The 19,254-nt window shown below is 72.7% G+C and carries 17 protein-coding genes and 1 pseudogene; 5 read left to right on the top strand and 13 right to left on the bottom strand.

Going from position 1 to position 19,254, the window contains the following annotated elements; all coding sequences use genetic code 11:
* Nucleotides 1-37: 37 nt before the first annotated feature.
* Complete coding sequence (locus tag ACZ7G1_RS19630) at nucleotides 38-838, bottom strand: TetR/AcrR family transcriptional regulator (protein WP_470874368.1); 801 nt, start codon at nucleotides 836-838, stop codon at nucleotides 38-40.
* 130 nt (nucleotides 839-968) lie between these two features.
* On the opposite strand from ACZ7G1_RS19630, the gene ACZ7G1_RS19625 reads away from it, so the two are divergent.
* From ACZ7G1_RS19625 to ACZ7G1_RS19615, 3 genes and pseudogenes are all read left to right on the top strand, one after another.
* On the top strand, nucleotides 969-1,559 hold the full coding sequence (locus ACZ7G1_RS19625; RefSeq protein ID WP_470874366.1) for an NADPH-dependent FMN reductase: 591 nt from the start codon (nucleotides 969-971) through the stop codon (nucleotides 1,557-1,559).
* 29 nt (nucleotides 1,560-1,588) lie between these two features.
* The gene (locus tag ACZ7G1_RS19620) at nucleotides 1,589-1,798 is read left to right on the top strand and encodes a hypothetical protein (protein ID WP_470874364.1); all 210 of its coding nucleotides are present in this window, start codon (nucleotides 1,589-1,591) and stop codon (nucleotides 1,796-1,798) included.
* 12 nt (nucleotides 1,799-1,810) lie between these two features.
* A pseudogene (locus tag ACZ7G1_RS19615) lies at nucleotides 1,811-3,085 on the top strand (MFS transporter); the annotation flags it as partial.
* A gap of 64 nt (nucleotides 3,086-3,149) precedes the next feature.
* Here ACZ7G1_RS19615 and ACZ7G1_RS19610 read toward each other — a convergent pair.
* The 10 genes from ACZ7G1_RS19610 to ACZ7G1_RS19565 all read right to left on the bottom strand — a co-directional run bounded on the left by ACZ7G1_RS19610 (nucleotide 3,150) and on the right by ACZ7G1_RS19565 (nucleotide 16,508).
* Nucleotides 3,150-7,970 carry a DUF5979 domain-containing protein gene (locus tag ACZ7G1_RS19610; RefSeq protein WP_470874363.1) on the bottom strand — a complete coding sequence of 1,607 codons (4,821 nt, stop codon included), beginning with the start codon at nucleotides 7,968-7,970 and terminating at the stop codon, nucleotides 3,150-3,152.
* A 191-nt stretch (nucleotides 7,971-8,161) separates the two neighbouring features.
* Nucleotides 8,162-9,097 (bottom strand): DMT family transporter, encoded by a 936-nt coding sequence (locus tag ACZ7G1_RS19605; protein WP_470874362.1) that lies wholly within the window; start codon nucleotides 9,095-9,097, stop codon nucleotides 8,162-8,164.
* Complete coding sequence (locus ACZ7G1_RS19600) at nucleotides 9,094-10,035, bottom strand: ATP-grasp domain-containing protein (RefSeq protein ID WP_470874361.1); 942 nt, start codon at nucleotides 10,033-10,035, stop codon at nucleotides 9,094-9,096. The genes ACZ7G1_RS19605 and ACZ7G1_RS19600 overlap by 4 nt, the downstream gene beginning before the upstream one ends.
* Nucleotides 10,036-10,096: 61 nt before the next feature.
* Nucleotides 10,097-10,843 (bottom strand): SDR family oxidoreductase, encoded by a 747-nt coding sequence (locus ACZ7G1_RS19595; protein ID WP_470874359.1) that lies wholly within the window; start codon nucleotides 10,841-10,843, stop codon nucleotides 10,097-10,099.
* Between the two features lie 71 nt (nucleotides 10,844-10,914).
* Nucleotides 10,915-12,030, bottom strand: coding sequence for a homoserine O-acetyltransferase MetX (gene metX / locus ACZ7G1_RS19590; protein WP_470874358.1), 1,116 nt, complete (start codon nucleotides 12,028-12,030; stop codon nucleotides 10,915-10,917).
* Nucleotides 12,027-13,040 (bottom strand): cysteine synthase A, encoded by a 1,014-nt coding sequence (gene cysK / locus ACZ7G1_RS19585; RefSeq protein ID WP_470874357.1) that lies wholly within the window; start codon nucleotides 13,038-13,040, stop codon nucleotides 12,027-12,029. Before cysK ends, metX begins: the two co-directional genes overlap by 4 nt.
* A gap of 30 nt (nucleotides 13,041-13,070) precedes the next feature.
* Nucleotides 13,071-13,982, bottom strand: a complete 912-nt coding sequence (locus ACZ7G1_RS19580) for an arginase family protein (protein ID WP_470874355.1) — start codon at nucleotides 13,980-13,982, stop codon at nucleotides 13,071-13,073.
* Between the two features lie 57 nt (nucleotides 13,983-14,039).
* Complete coding sequence (locus tag ACZ7G1_RS19575; RefSeq protein WP_470874353.1) at nucleotides 14,040-14,792, bottom strand: YqcI/YcgG family protein; 753 nt, start codon at nucleotides 14,790-14,792, stop codon at nucleotides 14,040-14,042.
* A gap of 279 nt (nucleotides 14,793-15,071) precedes the next feature.
* Complete coding sequence (locus tag ACZ7G1_RS19570; protein ID WP_470874352.1) at nucleotides 15,072-16,058, bottom strand: LuxR C-terminal-related transcriptional regulator; 987 nt, start codon at nucleotides 16,056-16,058, stop codon at nucleotides 15,072-15,074.
* A 132-nt stretch (nucleotides 16,059-16,190) separates the two neighbouring features.
* Nucleotides 16,191-16,508, bottom strand: a complete 318-nt coding sequence (locus tag ACZ7G1_RS19565) for a hypothetical protein (protein WP_470874351.1) — start codon at nucleotides 16,506-16,508, stop codon at nucleotides 16,191-16,193.
* Nucleotides 16,509-16,838: 330 nt separating this feature from the next.
* Here ACZ7G1_RS19565 and ACZ7G1_RS19560 point away from each other — a divergent pair, with 330 nt between their 5' ends.
* Nucleotides 16,839-17,039: a hypothetical protein gene (locus tag ACZ7G1_RS19560; protein ID WP_470874350.1), complete on the top strand. Its 201-nt coding sequence runs from the start codon at nucleotides 16,839-16,841 to the stop codon at nucleotides 17,037-17,039.
* Nucleotides 17,040-17,061: 22 nt separating this feature from the next.
* Here the strand turns inward: ACZ7G1_RS19560 and ACZ7G1_RS19555 are convergent, their stop codons facing one another.
* Nucleotides 17,062-17,421 (bottom strand): hypothetical protein, encoded by a 360-nt coding sequence (locus ACZ7G1_RS19555; protein WP_470874349.1) that lies wholly within the window; start codon nucleotides 17,419-17,421, stop codon nucleotides 17,062-17,064.
* Nucleotides 17,422-17,506: 85 nt separating this feature from the next.
* Nucleotides 17,507-18,121: an MBL fold metallo-hydrolase gene (locus ACZ7G1_RS19550; RefSeq protein WP_470874348.1), complete on the bottom strand. Its 615-nt coding sequence runs from the start codon at nucleotides 18,119-18,121 to the stop codon at nucleotides 17,507-17,509.
* Between the two features lie 138 nt (nucleotides 18,122-18,259).
* On the opposite strand from ACZ7G1_RS19550, the gene ACZ7G1_RS19545 reads away from it, so the two are divergent.
* Nucleotides 18,260-19,216, top strand: coding sequence for a GlxA family transcriptional regulator (locus ACZ7G1_RS19545; protein ID WP_470874347.1), 957 nt, complete (start codon nucleotides 18,260-18,262; stop codon nucleotides 19,214-19,216).
* Nucleotides 19,217-19,254: the final 38 nt, after the last annotated feature.

Genomic DNA, 19,254 nt, shown 5'->3' with positions numbered 1-19,254 from the left:
TTCCGTACTCGTCGAGTGGGCCATTTCGGGCCGTGCCTCAGGGGGTCGGGCCCGCTTCGATGCCGTCGAGGACGAGGTCGAGGCCGGTCTCGAAGCGCCAGGCCGGGTCGTCCTTGTGCCGGGCGCCGGCGATGTAGCGCTGGTAGGCGGGGTAGCGGCCGGTGCCCAGGAGGTAGGTCATCTGGGGGGCGAGGCCGGTGCGGACGGCGTGGCCGTCGGTCCAGCCCTTGCCCTCCATGAGTTGGCGGAGGGCGACTTCGGAGCCGACCGTGCCGTGCGTGTACGCCTCGACCGTGCGGACCGCGACCATGGTCGTGTCCGGGTCCAGACCCGCGCCGTCGAGGGCCGCGAGTGCCCGTTCGGCGACGGCCATCCGGTTCGGGGTCAGCGCGTAGGCCGCCTGGGGCGGGAGCTGGGCGAGCCAGGGGTGGCGGAGGACCAGGGCGCGGGTGTGCAGCGCGAAGGTGCGCAGGCTTTCGCGCCAGGCGGGCGTGGAGCCGGGGGCCGCGTCGGCTTCCGTGGCGGCCTCCGCGGCTTCCGTGGTGGCCTCCGCGGCTTCCGCCTGGGCGGACAGTTCCTCGTAGGCCAGGTCGACCATCAGCTCCAGGACGTCGTCCTTGCCGGAGACGTAGCGGTACGCGGCCATGGGGACGACGCCGAGTTCAGTGGCGAGGCGGCGCATGGTGATGGCGTCGAGGCCGTCCGCGTCGGCGATGGCCAGGGCGGTGGTGGCGATGCGGCGGGGGGTGAGGGTCTGGCGGGGGGCGGGGGCCGGGTTCTCCAGGCGCTGCCAGAGGGAGGTGTCCGGCTGGGCGGGGTTCTGCTTGCGCGTGGCCACGGGCGGCGCCTCCTCGGGGGTCGGTGTGTACATCGTATACGGGAGGGGGTGGACGCTGTACACAGCCGTGTGTACGTTGTACTCGCTGGTGTACGTCGTACACATCGCGTTTCTCTTCGGGAGGTTTCCTGTGAACGACCAACTGCGCGTCGCCGTCATCCTCGGCAGCACCCGCGAAGGCCGCTTCGGCCGCGTCGTGGCCGACTGGGTGACCGGCAGGATCGCCGAGCGCCCGGACATGAGCGCCGACCTGATCGACCTGCTCGAAACGCCTCTTCCGACGGTCTTCCCCGAGCTCGGCCGGCCCCCGGAGTCGGCGGAGGCACGCGCCCAACTGGAGGCCGTGTCACCGCGGATGGCGGACGCCGACGCCTTCGTCATCGTCACGCCCGAGTACAACCACAGCTTCCCGGCCGTCCTGAAGAACGCCATCGACTGGCACAGCACCGAATGGCACGCCAAGCCGGTGTCCTTCGTCTCCTACGGAGGCTTCTCCGCCGGACTGCGCGCCGTCGAGCAGCTCCGCCTCGTCCTGGCCGAACTGCACACCGTGACCCTGCGCGACACCGTCGGATTCCAGGGCGTGTGGGCCCAGTTCGACGAGGACGGCGCTCCCCGCGACCCCGCCGCCGAGGCCGCCGCCAAGACCATGCTCGACCAGCTCGCCTGGTGGGGGCGGACCCTGCGGTACGCCAAGTCCGTCCAGCCGTACGCCGCCTGATCATGGAAACCAAGGAAACGAGAAGCGGGTTGACCACGGCCGGCCCCGCTCCCCCGTACCGGGGCCCCCTCGGCCTCGCCGTGACCGGGCTGCTGCTCGGCATGTTCCTGGCGATGCTCGACGGGCTCGTGGTGGGCACCGCGCTGCCGACGATCGTGGGTGAGCTCGGCGGGCTGAAGGCCTTGTCGTGGGTGGTGACCGCGTACCTGCTCGCGGGGGCCGCGGCCACGCCCGTCTGAGGGAAGGCCGGTGACCTCTACGGCCGCAAGGGCACGTTCATGGCGGCGATCGGGCTGTTCCTGGCCGGGTCGGTACTCGCGGGGCTTTCGCAGAGCATGAACCAGCTGATCGCGTTCCGCGCGGTGCAGGGGCTGGGGGCCGGTGGGCTCATGGTGGGGGCGCTCGCGCTGATCAGGGTGCTCGTGCCGCTCCGGCGCAGTGCGCGGATCCAGTCGCTGATCGCGGTCGTGCTGCCGGTCGCGTTCGTCGGCGGCCCCTTGGTCGGCGGGTTCCTCACCGAACGGGTCGGGTGGCGCTGGACGTTCTACGTCAACCTCCCGCTCGGCGCTCTCTCCCTGCTGCTCATCGCCGCGACCGTCCGGCTGCGCACCGCCCGCGTCAAGGCGCGGGTCGACGTCCTCGGTACCGCCCTGCTCACCACCGCCATCGTGGCGTTCACCCTGCTCGGCAGCTGGGCCGGCACCCGCCACGGGTGGACCTCGCCGACGGTCCTCGGCCTCGCGGTGGCCGGGGCGGCGGCGACGGCGGGCTTCGTCCGCGCCGAGCGCCGTGCCGTCGAGCCGGTCATCCCGCTCCGGCTCTTCGCCGACCGCGACTTCGGGGTGGCGCAGGTCATCAGCTTCCTCGCGGGCGCGGTGATGCTCGCGCTCGCCACCTACCTGCCGCAGTACACGCAGTTCGTCCGGGGCTCCTCGCCGACCGCGGGCGGCCTGCTGCTGCTCCCGCTGATGCTCGGCATGCTGGGCGCGCAGACCGCGGCCGGCCACTGGATCGCGCGGACCGGGCGCTACCGGGCCCCGACGGTCCTCGGCGGCGCGCTGATGGCGGTCGGCGTGGCGCTCCTGCTGCTGCTGGACGAGCACACGACAGCGGCGCCGGCCGCCGGCCTGACGCTCGTCGCCGGGGCGGGGATCGGGCTGCTGATGCAATGCAGCCTGCTCATCACCACGTACAGCGCGCCCGCCCGCGACGCGGGCGCCGCCGGTGGCACGGTCACCCTGCTGCGTACCGTCGGCGGCTCGCTCGGCATCGCGGTCCTCGGCGCCCTCTACGCGGGACGCCTGGAGGCCGGCCTCCCCTCCGGCGTACCCGCCGGCCTGCCCCCGGTCGACCTCCAGGCCCTGCCCGGCACGGTCCGCACCGTCTTCGCCCACGCCGGCACCGACGGCCTCCACGCCCTGCTCCTGGGGGCACTCGTGCCGGCGGCGGCCGCCTTCGCGACCGCCTGGCTGATCCGCGAGAGGCCGCTGCTCGGGGGTGGTCAGCAGGAGGGCGAGGCTGCCTGAGCGGCGGCGACGAGGAAGCCCCGGGTCGGAGGGCCCGGGGCTTCTCGTCGTGGGGCGGGGGTGGTCAGCGGGGGCGGCGGCGGGTGGTCAGGCGGAGGGCGAGGCCGGTGGTGAGGGCCGCGGCGGCGAGGAGGCCGGCGAGGAGGGTCCAGGTGCCGGCACCGGTGTCGGGGAGGAGGCCGCCGTCATCGTCCGGGTTCGGGCCGGGTCCGGGTCCCGGGCCGGGGCCGGGGCCCGGAGGGGTGGGGGTCGGGGTCGGGGTGGGCGGGGTGTCGAAGGTGTTGGTGACGGTGATGGTGGCGTCGCCGTCGGCCGTGATCACGGCCGGGTTCTCCGGGGTGGGGTGGTCGACGACGGTCTGGGCGGCGCCGCCGGTGCCGGTCTCCTCGGCCCAGCAGCGGGTGTTCACCGGGAGGGGGCTGATGACGACCGGGTCGCCGGCGGTGAGCTGGTACGTCTTGTGGAGGACGAGGTCGCTCGGGTTGCCGGAGGCGTCGGGGAGGGCGCAGGAGACCTCGACGTCGAAGGTGAGGTCCTCGGCGGAGGAGGCGCCGGGGCCGGCGAGGGTCTTGATCAGCTTGAGGGCGCCGAAGACGTAGGTGTTGGTGATCTCCGCGGTCTGTACGGAGGGGGTGCCGATGGCGGGTGCGATGGTGACCTTCACCGGGTCGCCGGTGGGGTGGTCGGAGCTGCCGCCGCGGGCCGAGGTCTCCCAGACCTCGCACTCGGCGCCGGCCGGGATGCCGTCGAGGGTGACGGGCTTGGTGGCGGAGACGCGGTAGTCCTGGTCGAGGACGGTGCGGGGCGGCCGGCCCTGGGGGTCGATGACGCAGGTGACGTGGAAGGGGTACGGGGTCCTGGCGAGGGCCGGGCCGATCTTGTCCGGGTGGTCGCCGAGGGATTTGACCAGGCGCAGGGAGCCGTAGGCGAGGGCGACGCCGACCTGGATGGGCTCGTTGGGCTGGAGGACGCGGGGGGAGCCGGCGCGGTCGGTGGTCTCGTTGTGGGCGTACGAGTTCCAGGCGATGGTCGGGTCGCCGTCGTGGGTGACGTCGAGCGGGGTGTCCATGGCGAAGGTGACGTCGACGGTCCCGCCGGGGGCGAGCGGGGTGGGGAAGGTGAGGTCGAGTCGGGTGCCGACGGCCTTCGGGCCGAAGGTGTCGTCCCAGGTGCCGGCGGCGCAGCGGGCGGCGTTCGAGCCGGCGCCGCCCATGGCGAGGTCGTCGGTGCAGAGGGGTTCGTCGTTCTCGTACGAGACGGTCATGGTGCCGGGGCCGGTGAGCTGGGGCCGGGTGGCGAGGGTGGGGCGCTTGTCCCAGGCGGTGCCGCGGGGCTGGTCGAGGAGGACGCCCCGGTCTCCCTGGACGGGGAAGCGGTCGACGACGCGCATGGCGGTGCCGGGTTCGGTGCCGGAGTTCTGGATGCGCATCAGGTAGTGGTAGCGGTCGCCCGGGTTGACCAGGGCGACGCAGGGGTTGGTGGTGTAGCGGCGGCCGGTGGTGTCGGTGGCCGTGAGGCAGGAGGTGTCGCCGACGTCGACGACCTTGCCCGAGCGGAGGTCGTACCAGCCGAGGGCGTCGTTGCCGGAGACCCATTTGCGGGCGGCGAAGGAGGCGCCGGACTTGGCGGTCAGGGTGGCCTGGGCGACGCAGTAGAGGCCGTCGCCGAAGGTGCCGCCGTTCTGGGAGGGGCCGTCGCAGGCCAGGTCGGGGTCGGAGGAGGTGGCGCCCATGGTGTTGGTGGCGACGTCACCGGCGCCGATGCCGGCTTCGAGGCTGACGTGGATCTCGATGGTGAGGGTGGCGCCGGGGGCGAGGACCCAGGGCTTGCCGTCGGCGTCCTTGGAGAAGTCCCAGCTGAGGCCGGAGACGCGGGAGCCGTCGGTGGTCTGGGCGAAGACGGGGGTGGGGACCGGCGGGGTGCCGTCGGGCACGGCCGTGTCGATGACCTTGTAGGGCTGTCCGTTGTCGCCCTGGAAGGAGTCGAGGAAGGCGATGCCGGGCGGGAGGGCGTCCTTGACGACGAGGTCCGGGACGTTGGTGGTGCCGGTGTTGGTGACCTTCAGGTAGAAGGGCGCGTCTTCGCCGGGGGCGAGGACGGTGTTCGGGGCCTTGCTCACGGAGAGCACCGGGTCGCCCTTGACCAGGTCGAGGGTGGCGTCGACGGGTGCGATGTCCTTGGGCTTGTCCGCGTCCTCGACCTTGGTGAGGAACCGGCCGCTCGCGGTGTCCTCCAGGTGGGCGGGGACGGGCTTGCCGTTGCTCCGCAGGGCGTGGCGGGGGCTGACGGTGAAGACGAGCACGCCGTCGCAACTCGTCTGCGCGCAGGGGGTGATGGTGTAGCCGTCGTTGAAGGAGCTGGTGGAGGAGTAGGTGACGCGCAGTCCGGTGACGTCGGCGGCTGCCACTCCGGCGGGCAGGGCGGCGGAGCCGGCGGGGGTGCCGTCGGTCCAGGCGCCGTTGGCGTAGGCGTCGACGCGGACGCGGTCGGCGCCGGCGGGCATCTGGTTCGACTTGATGGCGGTGAGGTCGACGGCGTCGAAGAAGTCGCTGTCCTGGTCGGTGACTTCGAGGTACTTCGCGCTCATGTTGCCGGTGTTGCGGATGGTGAGGGTGGTGTCGGCGGTCTGGCGGGGCAGGCCGGGCACGTACGCGGGGAGCTCGCCGGGGCTGATCGACTTGTTGAGGGAGGCCGAGTCCGAGGCGGGGCCGGTGTTCATGCCCGGGGAGCAGATGTTCGCGCCGGGGACGTAGTCGCCGCCCGCGGTGATCGAGTAGCAGTTGGAGAAGGCGACGCCGTTCTCGGTGCCTTCGCGGCGCTCGGTGACGAGGTCGACGGTGAAGGTCGACTGGGGCGGCATGTCGCCGTCGTACGAGGCGCGGATGCCGAGCGCGCGGTGCAGCAGCGCGGTGTCGGAGGCGTCGTACGGGACCCAGTCCCCGGCGCCGCCGCCCGCGGTCGGGTCCCACAGGGCGAGGGTGACGGGCGCGGAGGACGGCGAGACGGTCGCGGAGTCGATCTGGAGGACGTCGAAGGGGCTCTCGCCGGTCGGCTTGCCGTCGGGGCCTGCGGGCGGGTCGGTGAGGACGGGGTCGACGAGCGGCTTGTTGCCGTTGTTGGTGACCTTGAGGTGCATGCCGATGGGCTGGCCGGGCGGGACGTCGGTCTGGTCGACGGTCTTCTCGCCCTCGCCGGAGGTGTTCGGCGATTCGATGGGCAGGGTCTGGCAGGCGGTGCCGGAGGCCGTGCCGCTGCCGTCGGTGCGGCCCGCGTCGCCGGTGAAACCGGCGCAGTTGGAGACGCCGGGGCTGGAGCCGGTGGGCAGGTCGTCGGCGGTGACGGCCGAGGTGAGGGTGCCGTGCAGGTCGAGGCCCGCGTCGGCGCCCGGCTCGATGGTCGGGTTCCCTTCGGCGTCGACGCCGGTGTAGGTGACCTCGACCTTGGTGACGGTGGTCCCCGCCTTGGCCACGTCGACGGTGGTGTTCTCGGTGTACGTGTGCGTGGTGCTGGTTCCGTCGGCGTAGCTGACGGTCAGCTGCGCGGTGGTCGCGCCCTTCGGGAGGCGGAGCCGTACCTCGTCCACGTCGAGTTTCGTGAACTCGCTGGTGGCGGTCGCGTCCGGCTCGGTGATGGTGATGGTCCTGACCGGGAACGGGGAGTTGTTCGTGACGTCGACGAGGGTGCTGACGGGCGAGTTCTCGCCGAGTACGGCGTGTTCGCCGGTCTCCTGCGCGAAGTCGCCGTCGGTGTCGGGGACGTACTTCTTGGTGCCGTTCAGGACGAGGATGTCGGGCAGGATGTCGTAGGTGTCGCAGGCGTCGGCGCCCTTCACCGTGCCGTCCGTGGTCTCCTTCGCCGACGGGGTGGCGCAGTTGTCGACGGTGATCTTGTCGGTGGGCCGCAGCGGGGAGTCGTCGGAGCGCTTGGTGTCGCGCAGTTCGAGCCCGATCTCGACGGTGCCGCCGGTCGCGTCGTACGGCAGCGGGTCGCCGCCGCTGTCGGAGAAGACGACCTCGACCCCGACGACGTCCGCCGGGTCCACCCCGACGGGCAGCGGCAGCGGGCCGGGCGCGGAGATCCAGCGGCCGGTGTGGGTGGCGCCGTCCGCCGTCGTGACCACCAGGCGGGCCTGGTCGGCGCCGGCCGGGAAGCGGGTCACGGTGGCGCCGGTGAAGTCGAAGTACTCGAAGGTCTCGGCGCTGTCGTCGGACACCGAGACCTCGGTGACCTGGGCGGAGGACGAGGAGTTGTTGCGTACGCCGAGGGTGACCGTCGACTTCTCGCCCGTACCCGCGACGGCCGAGCCGTCCTCCCAGGTCTTCGTCGCCACCGGCTTGACGACGCGCGGGATGGAGACGGTGACGTCGGTGGAGCCGTTCTTCGGGTCGGCGTTGTCGGCGGAGACCTTCGCCGTGTTGGTGACGGTGGCGCCGTCCTTGAGGTCGGTGTCGGCGGGCAGCCGCATCCCGACCTCGACCGTCCCCGCCTGGCCCGCGCGCAGCCCGGTCTCCCCCGCCGGGTTCTGCAGGGCCTGCTTGTAGACGATGACCAGCTTGCGGGTCGCCTCGTCGTAGCTGACGTCCCGCGTGGTCGTGCTCTTGGGGAGGCTGGTGACGTCGAGACCGGCGGGCAGGGTGTCGGTGACGGTGAAGTCCACGCAGTCGACCGTCAGGCCCGAGCACTGGCCGTTGAGCGTGTAGACGAACTCGTCGCCCGGCTCCAGCGGCTTGCCGCCGGTGTCGTTGGTCTTCGTGATGCCGACCGCGCTCTTCGGATCCCCGGGCGCCGCGAATGCCACGGCGGCCGCGGGGGACGCGTAGAGCAGGCTGAGCGCGGTCGTGATCCCCACGGCGAGCCGGAGGAGCCGGGGCCGACGTCTGGGCATGAATTCAGTCCTCATCTGCGCCCGCGACGGCCCACGGCGCGCGCGCCGACCCCGCCGGCACGCGTCCATGGAGTTCGCCGGTGATCACTTGGACGCTAGGCGCGGCTCGGCCTCGTACCGCCCGAGCCACACCGTACAAAGTGGGACTAGTCACCAAATTAGGCTCATCGGGTGAACGCCCTCGGTGGTCGTCAGGCCGACCTGGCGCGCTGGGTGACGACGATGCAGGCGAGGACGATGGCGGCGGTGAGGGGGACGGCCGCGCCGACGTGCTCGCCGAGGAGGAGGACCGCCCAGACGAGGGTGAGGAGGGGCTGGGCGAGCTGGAGCTGGCTGGCGCGGGCGACGCCGATGAGGCCCATGCCCTTGTACCAGACCACGAAGCCGCCGAACTGGGAGATGCCGGCGATGTACGCCATGCCGAGGAGGGCCTTCGCCGTGAGGTGGACGGGCTCGTGCGGGAGGGCCCAGGCGGCGACGGCGAGGTTGGCGGGGGCGGCGAGGACGACGCCCCAGGCGATGACCCGCCAGCCCGGCATGCGGGTGGAGAGACGGCCGCCGTAGGCGTAGCCGGCGGCGCAGACGAGCAGGGCCCCGAAGAGGTAGAGGTCGGCCACGGTCGGCTTGCCGTGGTTACGGGTGAGGGTGAACGCGATGACGGTCGCCGCGCCGGTGCCGGCCGCCGCCCAGAACACCTTCGAGGGCCGCCGGCCGGTCAGGATCGCCGAGAACACCGCCGTGGCCATGGGCAGCGCGCCGATGACGATCGCCGAGTGCGCCGTGGACGAGGTCTGCAGGGCGAGCGTCGTGAGCAGCGGGAAGCCGATCGCGCAGCCACCGGCGACTACGGCCAGGGCCGGCCAGTCCGACCGCGCGGGCAGCGGCGCCCGGGTGGCGAGCAGCGCGACGAGCGCGATGACGGCGGCGAGCACGCCGCGCACCCCGGTCGCGCTCCACGGGCCGAAGCCGTCGAGCGCCCACACCGTCCCCGGGAAGCTGAAGGAGAAGCTCAGCACGCCGAGGGCGGCGAAGAGGGTGCCGCCGGACAGCGCGGGGACCCTGGCCGGCGCGGTCTGCGCGGCCGGCGGGCTCTGGGTGTCCGGGTTCGGGGTCTGCGTGGTCGTCATGCCATCACGTCCTGTCGTACGCGGGGGGTGTGGGTGGTGTCCGCGAGCCGGGCGGCGATGGACCGCGCGAACCGGTTGGCGGACGAGGCGGAGAAGGGCATGCTCAACGACGGCTCACAGAGCTCGAGTTCGAGCACGACGGGCGCTCCGTCGGCGCCCCTGACGAGATCGGCGCGGCCGTAGAGCAGCGGCCCGCGCAGGTCGAGGAGCCTCGCGGCGGCGGCCAGCGCGGTGAAGGCGACCGCGCGTTCGTCCTCGGCGGCGTGCTTGGCCGAGCGGGCGTCCATGGTCGGCACGCCGACGGTGCCGTCGGACCCGAGGAGCGCGCGCTTGCGGATGGCGTGGCTGTACTGGCCGTCGAAGTAGATGAGGTTCGTCTCGCCGTCCTGGTCCACCGAGTCCAGATAGGGCTGGAGGATCACGTGGTGGCCCCGCCCGAGCAGGCCGGCGATCCAGCCCGCCGCCTCGGCCTCCTGGGTGCGGGGGAAGCGCTGGACGTCCCGGGAGTAGGCGCCGACGGTCGGCTTCACCACGATCTCGGCGGTACGGGGGTGCTCGGCGAGGAAGGCCCGCAGGGCCGGCACCGGGTCGGCGCCGGGCGCGAGGAAGGCGCTGGGGACGACGGGCACGCCGGCGGCGGTCAGGTCGGCCAGGTAGCGCTTGTCGAGGTTCCAGTGGACCACCGACAGCGGGTTCAGGAGGCGGGTGGCCTCGGAGACGCCGGTGCACCAGGCGAGGAAGCGCGGGAGGTCCTCCACGTAGCTCCACGGGGAGCGCAGCAGGACGGCGTCGAAGCGAGCCCAGTCGACGTCGGGGTCGTCCCAGCAGCAGACCTCGGCCACGATGCCGGCGTCCCGGCAGGCTTCGAGGAGGAGCGGCATGTCGTAGTCGATGGGGAGGCTGCTCCGGTCGGTGACCAGAGCCAGGTAGTTACCCAAGGTGTCTCTCCAGTGAGTGCGGAAGAAGAAGGGGAAGAAGAGGGGAGTCGGGTGCGGGGCGTCACCAGGGGACGGTGGTGCCCCGGTGCGTGTAGGTGCCGGTGGGGCCGTCGGCGCCGACGAGTGCCATCCGGACGCTGGACTCGGCGCCTTCGGTGACGTCGAGGTCGCCCGCGCCGTCGTTCAGGCCGGTGCGGGTGTAGCCGGGGTGGACGGCGTTGACCTTGATCGGGGTGTCGCGGAGTTCGTAGGCGAGGTGGACGGTCCAGGAGTTCACCGCGCTCTTGGCGGCGCTGTACGCCGGCAGGGACTTGAACATGGGGGTGGAGGCGTACGAGTCGGGGTCGCTGTGGGTGGTGAGCGAGCCGAGGAGGCTGGAGACGTTGACGATCCGCCCGGCGGGCGACCTGTGCAGGAGCGGCAGGAAGGCCGTGGTCACGTCGACGACGCCGAACAGGTTGGTGTCGAAGGTCTCGCGCCACCGGTCCATGGGCTGCCGCGAGGGCGGCAGGCCGTACCGCTCGGTCCGGATGCCCGCGTTGTTGACCAGGATGTCGAGGCGGCCGTGCCGGCTCCCGACCTCGTCGGCGGCGGCCCGGACGCTCGCCGGGTCCGTCACGTCGAGGACGAGGGGCTCGGCGGCCAACCCGCCGTCGCACAGCTCCCGCGCCGCCGCCGTGACCGCCGCGCGGTCGCGGCCCGCGAGCAGGACGCGGACGCCGGCCTCGGCGAGGCGGCGGGCCGTCTCTCGGCCGATGCCGCGGTTGGCGCCGGTGACGAGGGCGAGCCTGGGGGCGTGGTCGGACACGTGGTTCTCCGTTCGGTGGGCCTGCGGGCAGCAACAGGAGCGGGGGCGGGACGGGGGCGGACGGGCGCGCGCTAGAGCGCGGTGAGGAACTTCGCGACCGGTACGCCGAACCGGTCGGTGTCCGTGAGGAAGGCGTCGTGGCCCTGCTCGGAGTCGAGGGCGAGGAACTCGGTGGGGGTGCCGCCGGCGGCCAGGCCGTCGGCGATCTGGCGCTGCTGGTGGAGCGGGAAGAGGAGGTCGGTCTCCACGCCGATGACGAGGGCGCGCTCCAGGCTCAGGCGGCCGAGCGCTTCCTCGACGGTTCCGCCGCAGGAGTCGCCCAGGTCGAACTGGTCCATGCAGCGGCTCAGATAGAGGTAGCTGTTGGGGTCGAAGCGGCGGGAGAAACGGTGGGCGTGGCACTCCAGGTAGCCCTCCACCTCGAAGGCGGGGCCGAAGGGGTCCTTGTCCTCGCGGCGTTCCGGCGCGATGCGGGCCCGGCCGAAGCGGCTGTCCCATTCCCGGGGCGAGCGGTACGTCATCATGCCGAGCTTGCGGGCGGTGAGCATCCCGCGCTGCGGATAGCGCTCGGGGTCGTACCGCCCGCGGTTCCACTGCGGGTCGAAGCGGATCGCCTCGCGCTGCAGCGAGCGGACGGCGATCGAGAAGGGCAGCGAGCGCGCGGCGCCGCAGATGTTCAGGTGGCCGCGGGCCAGGCCGGGGTGCCGGGCGAGCAGGGACAGCGCGCTCATGCCGCCCATGGAGGTGCCGATGACGCAGGCGAGGCGTTCGACGCCGAGCGCGCGGACCGTGTGGGCCGCCGCGTCGGCGATGTCCTCGATGGACAGTTCGGGGAAGTCGGGGCCGTACGGTTCCCCCGAGTCCGGGTCGACCGACGCGGGCCCGGTCGAGCCCTTGCAGCTGCCGAGCGCGTTGACGCAGATCACGTACCAGCGGTCGGTGTCCACCGGCTTCCCCGGCCCGACCATCGCCTCCCACCAGCCGGGGGCGGTGTCGCCGGAGTGCGAGGCGGCGTGGGCGTCGGGCGAGAGGCCGGTGAGGATCAGGATCGCGTTGTCGCGCGCTTCGGTGAGCCGCCCCACCGTCTCGTACGCGATGCGGGCGCCGTTCAGGGTGCCGCCGCGGTGCAGCGGGAAGCCGTCGGGGAGGTCGGCGAAGCGGGCGGCCGGCGGGATGAACTCCCTCATGGACCGACTCCCGCCGCTTCCGTGAGCACGGCGTCCGGCACACCGTCGGCTCCGTCGAGGGAGGCCAGCCAGTCGGTGTCCGAGCCCTCTTCGACGCCCTCGAAGAGGAAGGTCGACAGATAGCGCTCGCCGGTGTCGGGCAGCATGGCGAGCAGGACGGAGCCCTCGGGGGCGGTCTCGGCGACACGGAGGGCGGTGGCGAGGGTGGCTCCGGCGGAGATGCCCGCGAAGATGCCCTCCTCGGTGGCGAGCCGGCGGGCGGTGTCGCGGCCCACCACCTCGTCGACGGTGACGAGTTCGTCGATGACGTTCTCGTCGAGGACGCTCGGGACGAAGTTGGGCGACCAGCCCTGGATGCGGTGGACGTTCCAGTCCTTGCCGGCGAGGACCGCCGCGTTGTCCGGTTCTGCGGCGATGATCCGTACGTCGGGCCTGGCCACCTTCAGCATCTGGCCGACGCCGGTCAGGGTGCCGCTGGTGCCGAAGCCGGTGACGAAGTAGTCGAGCCGCCTGCCCGCGAAGTCGCCCAGGATCTCCCCGGCGGTGGTCTCCCGGTGGTACGCGGGATTGGCCGGGTTGTCGAACTGGTTGGCCCTGAACCAGCCGTGCCGGGCGGCCAGTTCGTCCGCGATGCGATTGCCGCCGAGGCTGCCGAGGGCGGACGGGAAGAGGATGACCTTTCCGCCGTAGGCGCGGATCAACTTGCGGCGCTCGGCTGAGTACGTGTCGCCCATGACGGCCACGAACTTGTAGCCGCGCGCGGCGGCCACCATCGCGAGCGCGATGCCGACGTTGCCGGAGGTGCATTCGACGATCGTGTCGCCGGGCTTCAACAGCCCTTTGCGTTCGGCGTCCTTGACGACCGAGAGCGCGAGGCGGTCCTTGACCGAACCGGCCGGGTTGAAGGACTCGACCTTCACGTAGACGGTGGCGTGGGCGGGGCTCATCCGGTGGAGCCTGACGATCGGCGTGCGGCCGACCGTGTCGAGGATGCTGTCGTACAGGGGCATGGGGGGTCCCTCCTGATCGGTCTCGAAGGCTCAGTTCTCGAAGACGGCGTTCTCGAAGGCGGGGCTCTCGAAGGCGGGGCTCTCGAAGGCGGGGCTCTCGAAGGCGGGGCTCTCGAAGACGGGGCTCTCGAAGGCGGGGTTCTCGAAGACGGGGGCGACCACGTCGAGGATCACGGAGACCGCGGTCTCGCAGAGGTCGGGGTCGAGCGGTGCGTTGAACTCGGCCAGCTCCACGCCGCGCAGCTGCGCCGGCGGGATCGCGGCGAGGATCGCGCGGATCTGTTCGGGGAAGAGGCCGTCGGGGACGGTGTAGTCGGCGGGTACGTAGCCGGGTTCGAGGACGTCCCAGTCGACGTGCACCCACACCGGCGCCTCGCCGACGGCAGCCCGCACCTTCTCGGCGGTCACCTCGCCCGGCGGGATGATCCGCACCCCGGCCTTCGCGAGGAGCTCGCCCTCGGCCTCGTCGATGTCGCGCGCCCCGACCAGGATCGCCCGCGCCGGGTCGAGCCCGGCGCCGTGGCCGCTGTCCCAGAGGCCGCAGGCGGCGGCGAGCACCATGCCGCCCAGGTACCCGGTGCCCGTGGTGGCCGGAGTGTTGAAGTCGCCGTGCGCGTCGACGTACAGGACGACGACGTCCGGGTGTTCCCTGGCCGCCACCGGCAGCGTGGCGATGCTCGCCCCGCAGGTGTTGGAGATCAGGAGCGTACGGCTGCCGCTCCGCACGCTGTCGGTGACCGCCCGCGCCAGGCCGTTCAGCGTCGCCTCGGCCTCCGGCAGGCTGACGCTCCAGTCGTCGTCGGCGGCCGGCCCGGGCTCGCCGACATAGCGCCCTTCCAGGCCGTGGCGCTGCTCCAGGGCCCGCGCGATACGGGCGGCTCCCTCGATCAGGCGGGGTTCGCGGTCGGCCACCCGGCCCTGGGAGACGATGAGCTCGATCATCGGAGAGAAACGTCCTGTTCTTTTTCGGGAGAAAATCGGGGGGGGGGACGTGAACCGTCAGGAATTCGAAAAGGAGAAGGGGCAGGTGCCCGCGCGTTCGGCGTTCTCCTCGATGAGCCCGTACTGGAACCATTCGAGTGCGCCGACACCGTAGGAGCCGAGCTGCGGGGAATGCGGAATGCCGTCGTAGCGGTGGATGCGGTCGCGGATGTTCGCCCGCACCTTCCGGCCGCTCGGCGTCTCCCCCGCGAAGACGTCGAAGCGTTCGCGCGGATTGATGACGAGGGCGAAGAAGGAACCGAGGTTGCGGCTTCTGCGCACTTCGTGGGCGGGGCTGCTCATATTGCAGAAGAGCGGCATTCCGGCGAAGCACATGGACCAGGAGGCGGAGTCCGGGTCCCGGCCGACGTCCTCCGGCCAGGGCGCCGGGTCGCGGTGGTGCAGTTCCTGCAGGACCTGCCATCCGAAGGCCTGGTAGTCGGCGACGGAGCCGCCGGGCGCCACCGCTTCCGGGGCGAACAGCACGACCAGCGGATACGCGGTGTCGAGCCGGCCGTCCCAGTCCTCGGAGAGCTCGACGTACTCGGCGAGCGCCGCCGCCAGGTGGTCGAGGCCGCCGGCCTCGCCGTCCTCCACGAAGGCGAACCTCAGGAGTCCTTTCCGGAAGGCGTTGCGCGAGAAGACGCACGGGAAATCCGGGTCGGAAAGACGCGAGGCGACCTCTGCGAATGCGGTGCGGTGCCACGGCTCCGCCGTCTCACCTATATCGGTTTGGGAAATCAAATGCGTGGCCTGGAGAAGCCTGTCCACTTCGGAATCCGTTCCTGCGGAGGGCCGACGGAATTGAAGGGATGCCCTTCGTGAGAAGACTCTGCCAAGCCGGTGAAGTGGTGTCGAGGCTTTCCGGGTTCAGCTAGGTGCCACTGGCCCAGGGCTGCCAATGCCCCGGCCGGTGGCCACATCGGGCCATGCCCGGAAAGGGCCGGGGCGGGTCAGGCCGGGTACGGGACAGGGCGGCGCGGATCAGAGCCGGGTACGGGTCAGGGGCGCGCGGATCAGAGCCGGGTACGGGACAGGGACGCGCGCCGGTCAGAGCCAGCCGAGTTCCACCGCGCGCATGCCGGCCTGGAAGCGGCTCTTGGCGCCCAGGCGGTCCATGAGTTTGGCGGTGACGCGGCGGGTGGTGCGCAGGGAGACGCCGAGGCGGACGGCGACGGCTTCGTCGGTGAGGCCCTGGGCGAGCAGCCGCAGGACTTCGCGCTCCTGGCGGCCGAGGTCGTCGCCGGGTCCCGGCAGGGCCTCGATGAGGGGGGTGCCGGTGATCCAGAGGTGGTCGAAGAGGGCGCAGAGGGCGGCGACGGTGCCCGGGCCGCGCATCAGGACGGCGCCTTCGGCGCTGACCTCGGGGTTGACCGGGACGAGCGCCAGCTCGCGGTCGGCGATGATCATGCGGAGCGGGAGGGCGGCGACCGTACGGGTCTGTCCGCCGCGGGCGTTGAGCCATTTCGCGTACGCGACGCTGGGCGCGTGGTGGCGGACGCTGTCGACGTACAGGGTGCGGAGCCGTACGCCGCGTTCGAGGAGCCCCGCGTCCAGGGGCTTGGACGCCTCCAGGTTGTCCTCGGTCTGGGCGCCGCCGGGGCAGAAGGCGAGGAGTTCGTCGGCGACCTTCGCGGTGACCTCGGCGAGCCGGGCGCGGACGGCCTCCAGGTCGCCGAGGTGCTCGACGTCGGGGTGGGTGCGCGGCACGTGCAGGTGGGCGAACTTGGCGATGAGGGCCGTCGCGGCCGCGCGGTTCCGCTCGATCCTGTGCTGGTGTTCGAGCAGTTCGGCCTGCTGGCCTGCGAGCAGCGCCTCCAGGCCGTACTCGGGGTCGACGACGAGCGTCGGGTCGCCGCCGTCGGCGGGGGCGCGGAGCAGCGAGAGCGCGGCGAGCCGGTCCATCGCCGCGCGGACCTGGGCCGCGTCGGAGCCGGTGCGCGCGGCGACGGCCTCCACGGTGATGTCCGGCTCGGCGAGCATCAGTTGATAGGTGTGCTCGGCGAGCCTGTCCAGGCCGAGTCCCAGCTCTTCCACCACGGCCTCCCCGTTAGGCACCGATGCCGATCATGCTGGAATCGGTGCGCGAGGGGACCTGCCGTCACGTCGAAAGTCCGTGCGCTGACGCTCCGTTGTGGCTATTTCGCGCCAGCGCTCGGGACAACTCACTCAGGATTCATCCCACTTGACCAGTTTTTCGTAGTACGCATCGACCAGACCCGGCCACACGGCCACCACCTGCCACGGGGACCCGGCGAGCGCCACGCAGACGGCACCGGCCCGCGCCTCGGCCTCGGCGACCGTCGCCGCCCGGACGAACACGGTGACGGCCGCCGAGCCGGACTCCCAGCCCTCGTGCTCGGTCGCGTGCTCCACCGCCGCGGCGGCGAACACCTCCGCGCGCTCGGGCCCGGCCGGCAGCGGCGGCCCGCACGGCTGGCCGGGACAGGCCCGGAACAGTACGTGGATCAGGTGCACCGCGGTCACACTCCTGGGCGCCCGGGAGAACCGGGCGGGACGGGGGGGGTCGTGCGGCGCGCGTCGGGGCCGTACGAAGGGGGTCGGGGCCGCCCGTCGCAGCTGCGCCGGGGCCCGCTCACCCACCCTGCCCGCTCGTCCTCCGGCCTGTCGACGGCCTGGGGGTTCAGCTAGGTGACAGTGGCCACTGGCTGCCAGAAACGGCCGAGTTGGCAGGCTCGGGCCCGTGCAGCAGCCTGCCAGCCGGAACGCTGGCCCAGCCCGCCCGGGCATCGCCACGATGGAGTCATCCGGTCGCCGCTCGGCGACCACCCCTCCTCCTCCTGACTGGAGTTCGCCATGCGCCGAATCGCCCTGCTCGCCGGAACCGCCGCCGTCGCCGTCGCCGCCGTGGTCGCCGTGGTCGCCGCGGGCACCGCCCAGCAGGCCGACGCGCCCCTGCCGCGGCACTCCGCGGTGACCGCCGCCGACACGGCGACCGTCACCACCGCCACCCCCACGCCCGCCCCGTCCTCCACGGACTCCGCCGGCTGGCAGTAGGAGCCGGGTGCGGCCGTGCGGGTCAGTTGTCGATGTAGCTGACGTCGCCGACGGTCCAGGCGCTGACGTCCTCGATGGCGACGCGGTACATGCCGCCGGTCTCCGGGATGGCGACGGTGCCCTGCAGGATGCGGGCGAGATGGAAGTGCAGATGGGTGGGCGGCTCATCCTTGCGGGCGATCGGGCTGAACACCCGGGAGAACTCGCCCAGGCGGTCGGAGTCCGTCAGGACCTCCGACACCCGCTGCCTCCACAGGGCTTCGGTGGCCAGCCGGCCGGTGAGAACCGCGCCCCCCGTGACCACCGTGAGGGACATCTGATTGCTTCGCCCGGACTCCACCGTGGCGGCGATGTCAACGAGCAGCTCGTCAGGCTTCGACATGGAAGCCGATTCTAGGGTGCGGTACGGCCCGCCGCGCGGGTGGGAGCCGGACCGGGCCGTGACACACCCCCGTCGGGCGCCCTTGCTAGCGGGGTGCAGTGTCGTCGGCCGGGAAAGCGGGGCCGTGGCCGGGGACGATGGTGTCGGCGGTGGCGAGGACGCGGAGGCGCGAGGCGCGCTGGATCCCGTGGTCGGGGGCGACCGGGTCCTCGACGGGGCCGTCGGGCCGCCACCACAGGTCGCCGACGAAGGCGACGACGCCGTCCGCCGTGCCGGCGAGGAGCGTGATGTCCTCGGGGCTGTGGCCGGGGGTGCGGACGAGCCGCAGGGACGGGGTGATCTCGTGGCCCTCGGCGTCGCGGTCGGTCCACTGGTCGTTCTCGTAGATCGCCTTGTGGTCGTGGACGCGGGCGTGGCCGAAGAGGCCGACGTTCATGGTGTTGTCGGGGTGGTGGTGGCTGAGCACCACGTCGGTGATGTCCTCCGGGCCGAGCCCGAGCGCGGCGAGCGGGCCCAGGATCCGGTCCCGGCCGGCCACCATGCCGGGGTCGACGATGACGTGCCGGTCGCCGTCGTGCACGTAGGAGACGGTGGCGGCGACTCCGGGGCCGGTGGAGAGCGTGTAGCCGGTGGTCAGGACCGTGTAGGCGGCGGTGCGGCCGCGGGGTGCGTCGCCGTCGTTGCGCTGTGTCGTCGTCATGGCCCCAAGTCTTCTGCGCGGCCGGTTCGTTCACGAGTGGCCGTGCTGCCACTGATCGCGGGAATCGTGCCATCGCGTCCACGGCTGCCGCCGGACCTCCCCGTGGGCGGCCGGTCCCCCGCGTGCCAGACTCCCCGCATGCCGCCGTTCACGACCGTCGCCGCCTATGCCCCGGCCGGTGTCGGCATGCTCGGGGCGGGGATCGTGTCGGAGGTGTTCGACGCGCGCGGGGAGGACCTGCCCCGGTTCGACTTCGCACTCTGCACGGACCGGCCGGGCCGGGTGCGTACGGACGTGGGGCTGCCGCTGTTCGTCGAGCACGGTCTCGACCGCCTCGCCGCCGCCGACCTGGTGATCGCGCTGCCGTGGGCCGGGTTCCGCACGCCCCCGGCCCCGGCGGTGCTCGACGCGCTGGCCGCCGCGCACGCGCGGGGCGCCCTGGTCGCGGCGCACTGCGTCGGCGCGTTCGCGCTCGCGGCCGCCGGGCTGCTCGACGGGCGGCGGGCCACCACGCACTGGCGGTTCGCCGGGCTCCTGGCCGAGCGCCACCCCGGGATCGCGGTCGAGTCCGACGCGCTCTATGTCGACGAGGGCCGGATCGTCACGGGCGCGGGCGCCGCCGCCGGCTTCGACCTCTGCCTGCACCTGCTGCGGCGGGAGTACGGGGCGGCCACCGCGAACGCCATCGCCCGCGACCTGGTGCTCCCCTCGCACCGCGACGGCGGCCAGGCGCAGTACCTGGCCACCCCGGTCCCGGAGGACAGCAGGGACGAGCGCCTCACCGAGGTCCTCGCCTGGGCGAGGGAGCACCTGCACGAGCCGCTCCCGGTGGCGGAACTGGCCCGCCGGGCCCTGATGAGCCGCCGCTCCTTCGCCCGCCGGTTCGCCGCCTCCACCGGCACCACCCCGCACGCCTGGCTGCTCGGGCTGCGGCTCAGCCGCGCCGAGGAGCTCCTGGAGACCACCGACCTCCCGGTCGAGGAGATCGCCCACGCCGTCGGTTTCGGCAGCGCCGCCGTCCTCCGCGCCCAGTTCGTCCGCCGCCGCGGCGTCCCGCCCCGCTCGTACCGCCGCTCCTTCAGCCGTACGCACTGAAGGCACGAGCGCCCTGAAGGCGGCGAACCGGGCGCCCG

It is taken from the genome of Streptomyces sp. NPDC037273, assembly GCF_055603625.1.
Note: the sequence above shows the minus strand (reverse complement) of the source record. Positions and strands in the feature narration are given on the sequence as shown.

What these genes read in the sequence shown, in the direction of transcription:
- ACZ7G1_RS19610 (WP_470874363.1), bottom strand. Translation starts at nt 7,970, where the DNA reads ATGCCCAGACGTCGGCCCCGGCTCCTCCGGCTCGCCGTGGGGATCACG.
- ACZ7G1_RS19605 (WP_470874362.1), bottom strand. Translation starts at nt 9,097, where the DNA reads ATGACGACCACGCAGACCCCGAACCCGGACACCCAGAGCCCGCCGGCC.
- metX (WP_470874358.1), bottom strand. Translation starts at nt 12,030, where the DNA reads ATGAGGGAGTTCATCCCGCCGGCCGCCCGCTTCGCCGACCTCCCCGAC.
- cysK (WP_470874357.1), bottom strand. Translation starts at nt 13,040, where the DNA reads ATGCCCCTGTACGACAGCATCCTCGACACGGTCGGCCGCACGCCGATC.
- ACZ7G1_RS19580 (WP_470874355.1), bottom strand. Translation starts at nt 13,982, where the DNA reads ATGATCGAGCTCATCGTCTCCCAGGGCCGGGTGGCCGACCGCGAACCC.
- ACZ7G1_RS19560 (WP_470874350.1), top strand. Translation starts at nt 16,839, where the DNA reads ATGCGCCGAATCGCCCTGCTCGCCGGAACCGCCGCCGTCGCCGTCGCC.
- ACZ7G1_RS19555 (WP_470874349.1), bottom strand. Translation starts at nt 17,421, where the DNA reads ATGTCGAAGCCTGACGAGCTGCTCGTTGACATCGCCGCCACGGTGGAG.
- ACZ7G1_RS19550 (WP_470874348.1), bottom strand. Translation starts at nt 18,121, where the DNA reads ATGACGACGACACAGCGCAACGACGGCGACGCACCCCGCGGCCGCACC.
- ACZ7G1_RS19545 (WP_470874347.1), top strand. Translation starts at nt 18,260, where the DNA reads ATGCCGCCGTTCACGACCGTCGCCGCCTATGCCCCGGCCGGTGTCGGC.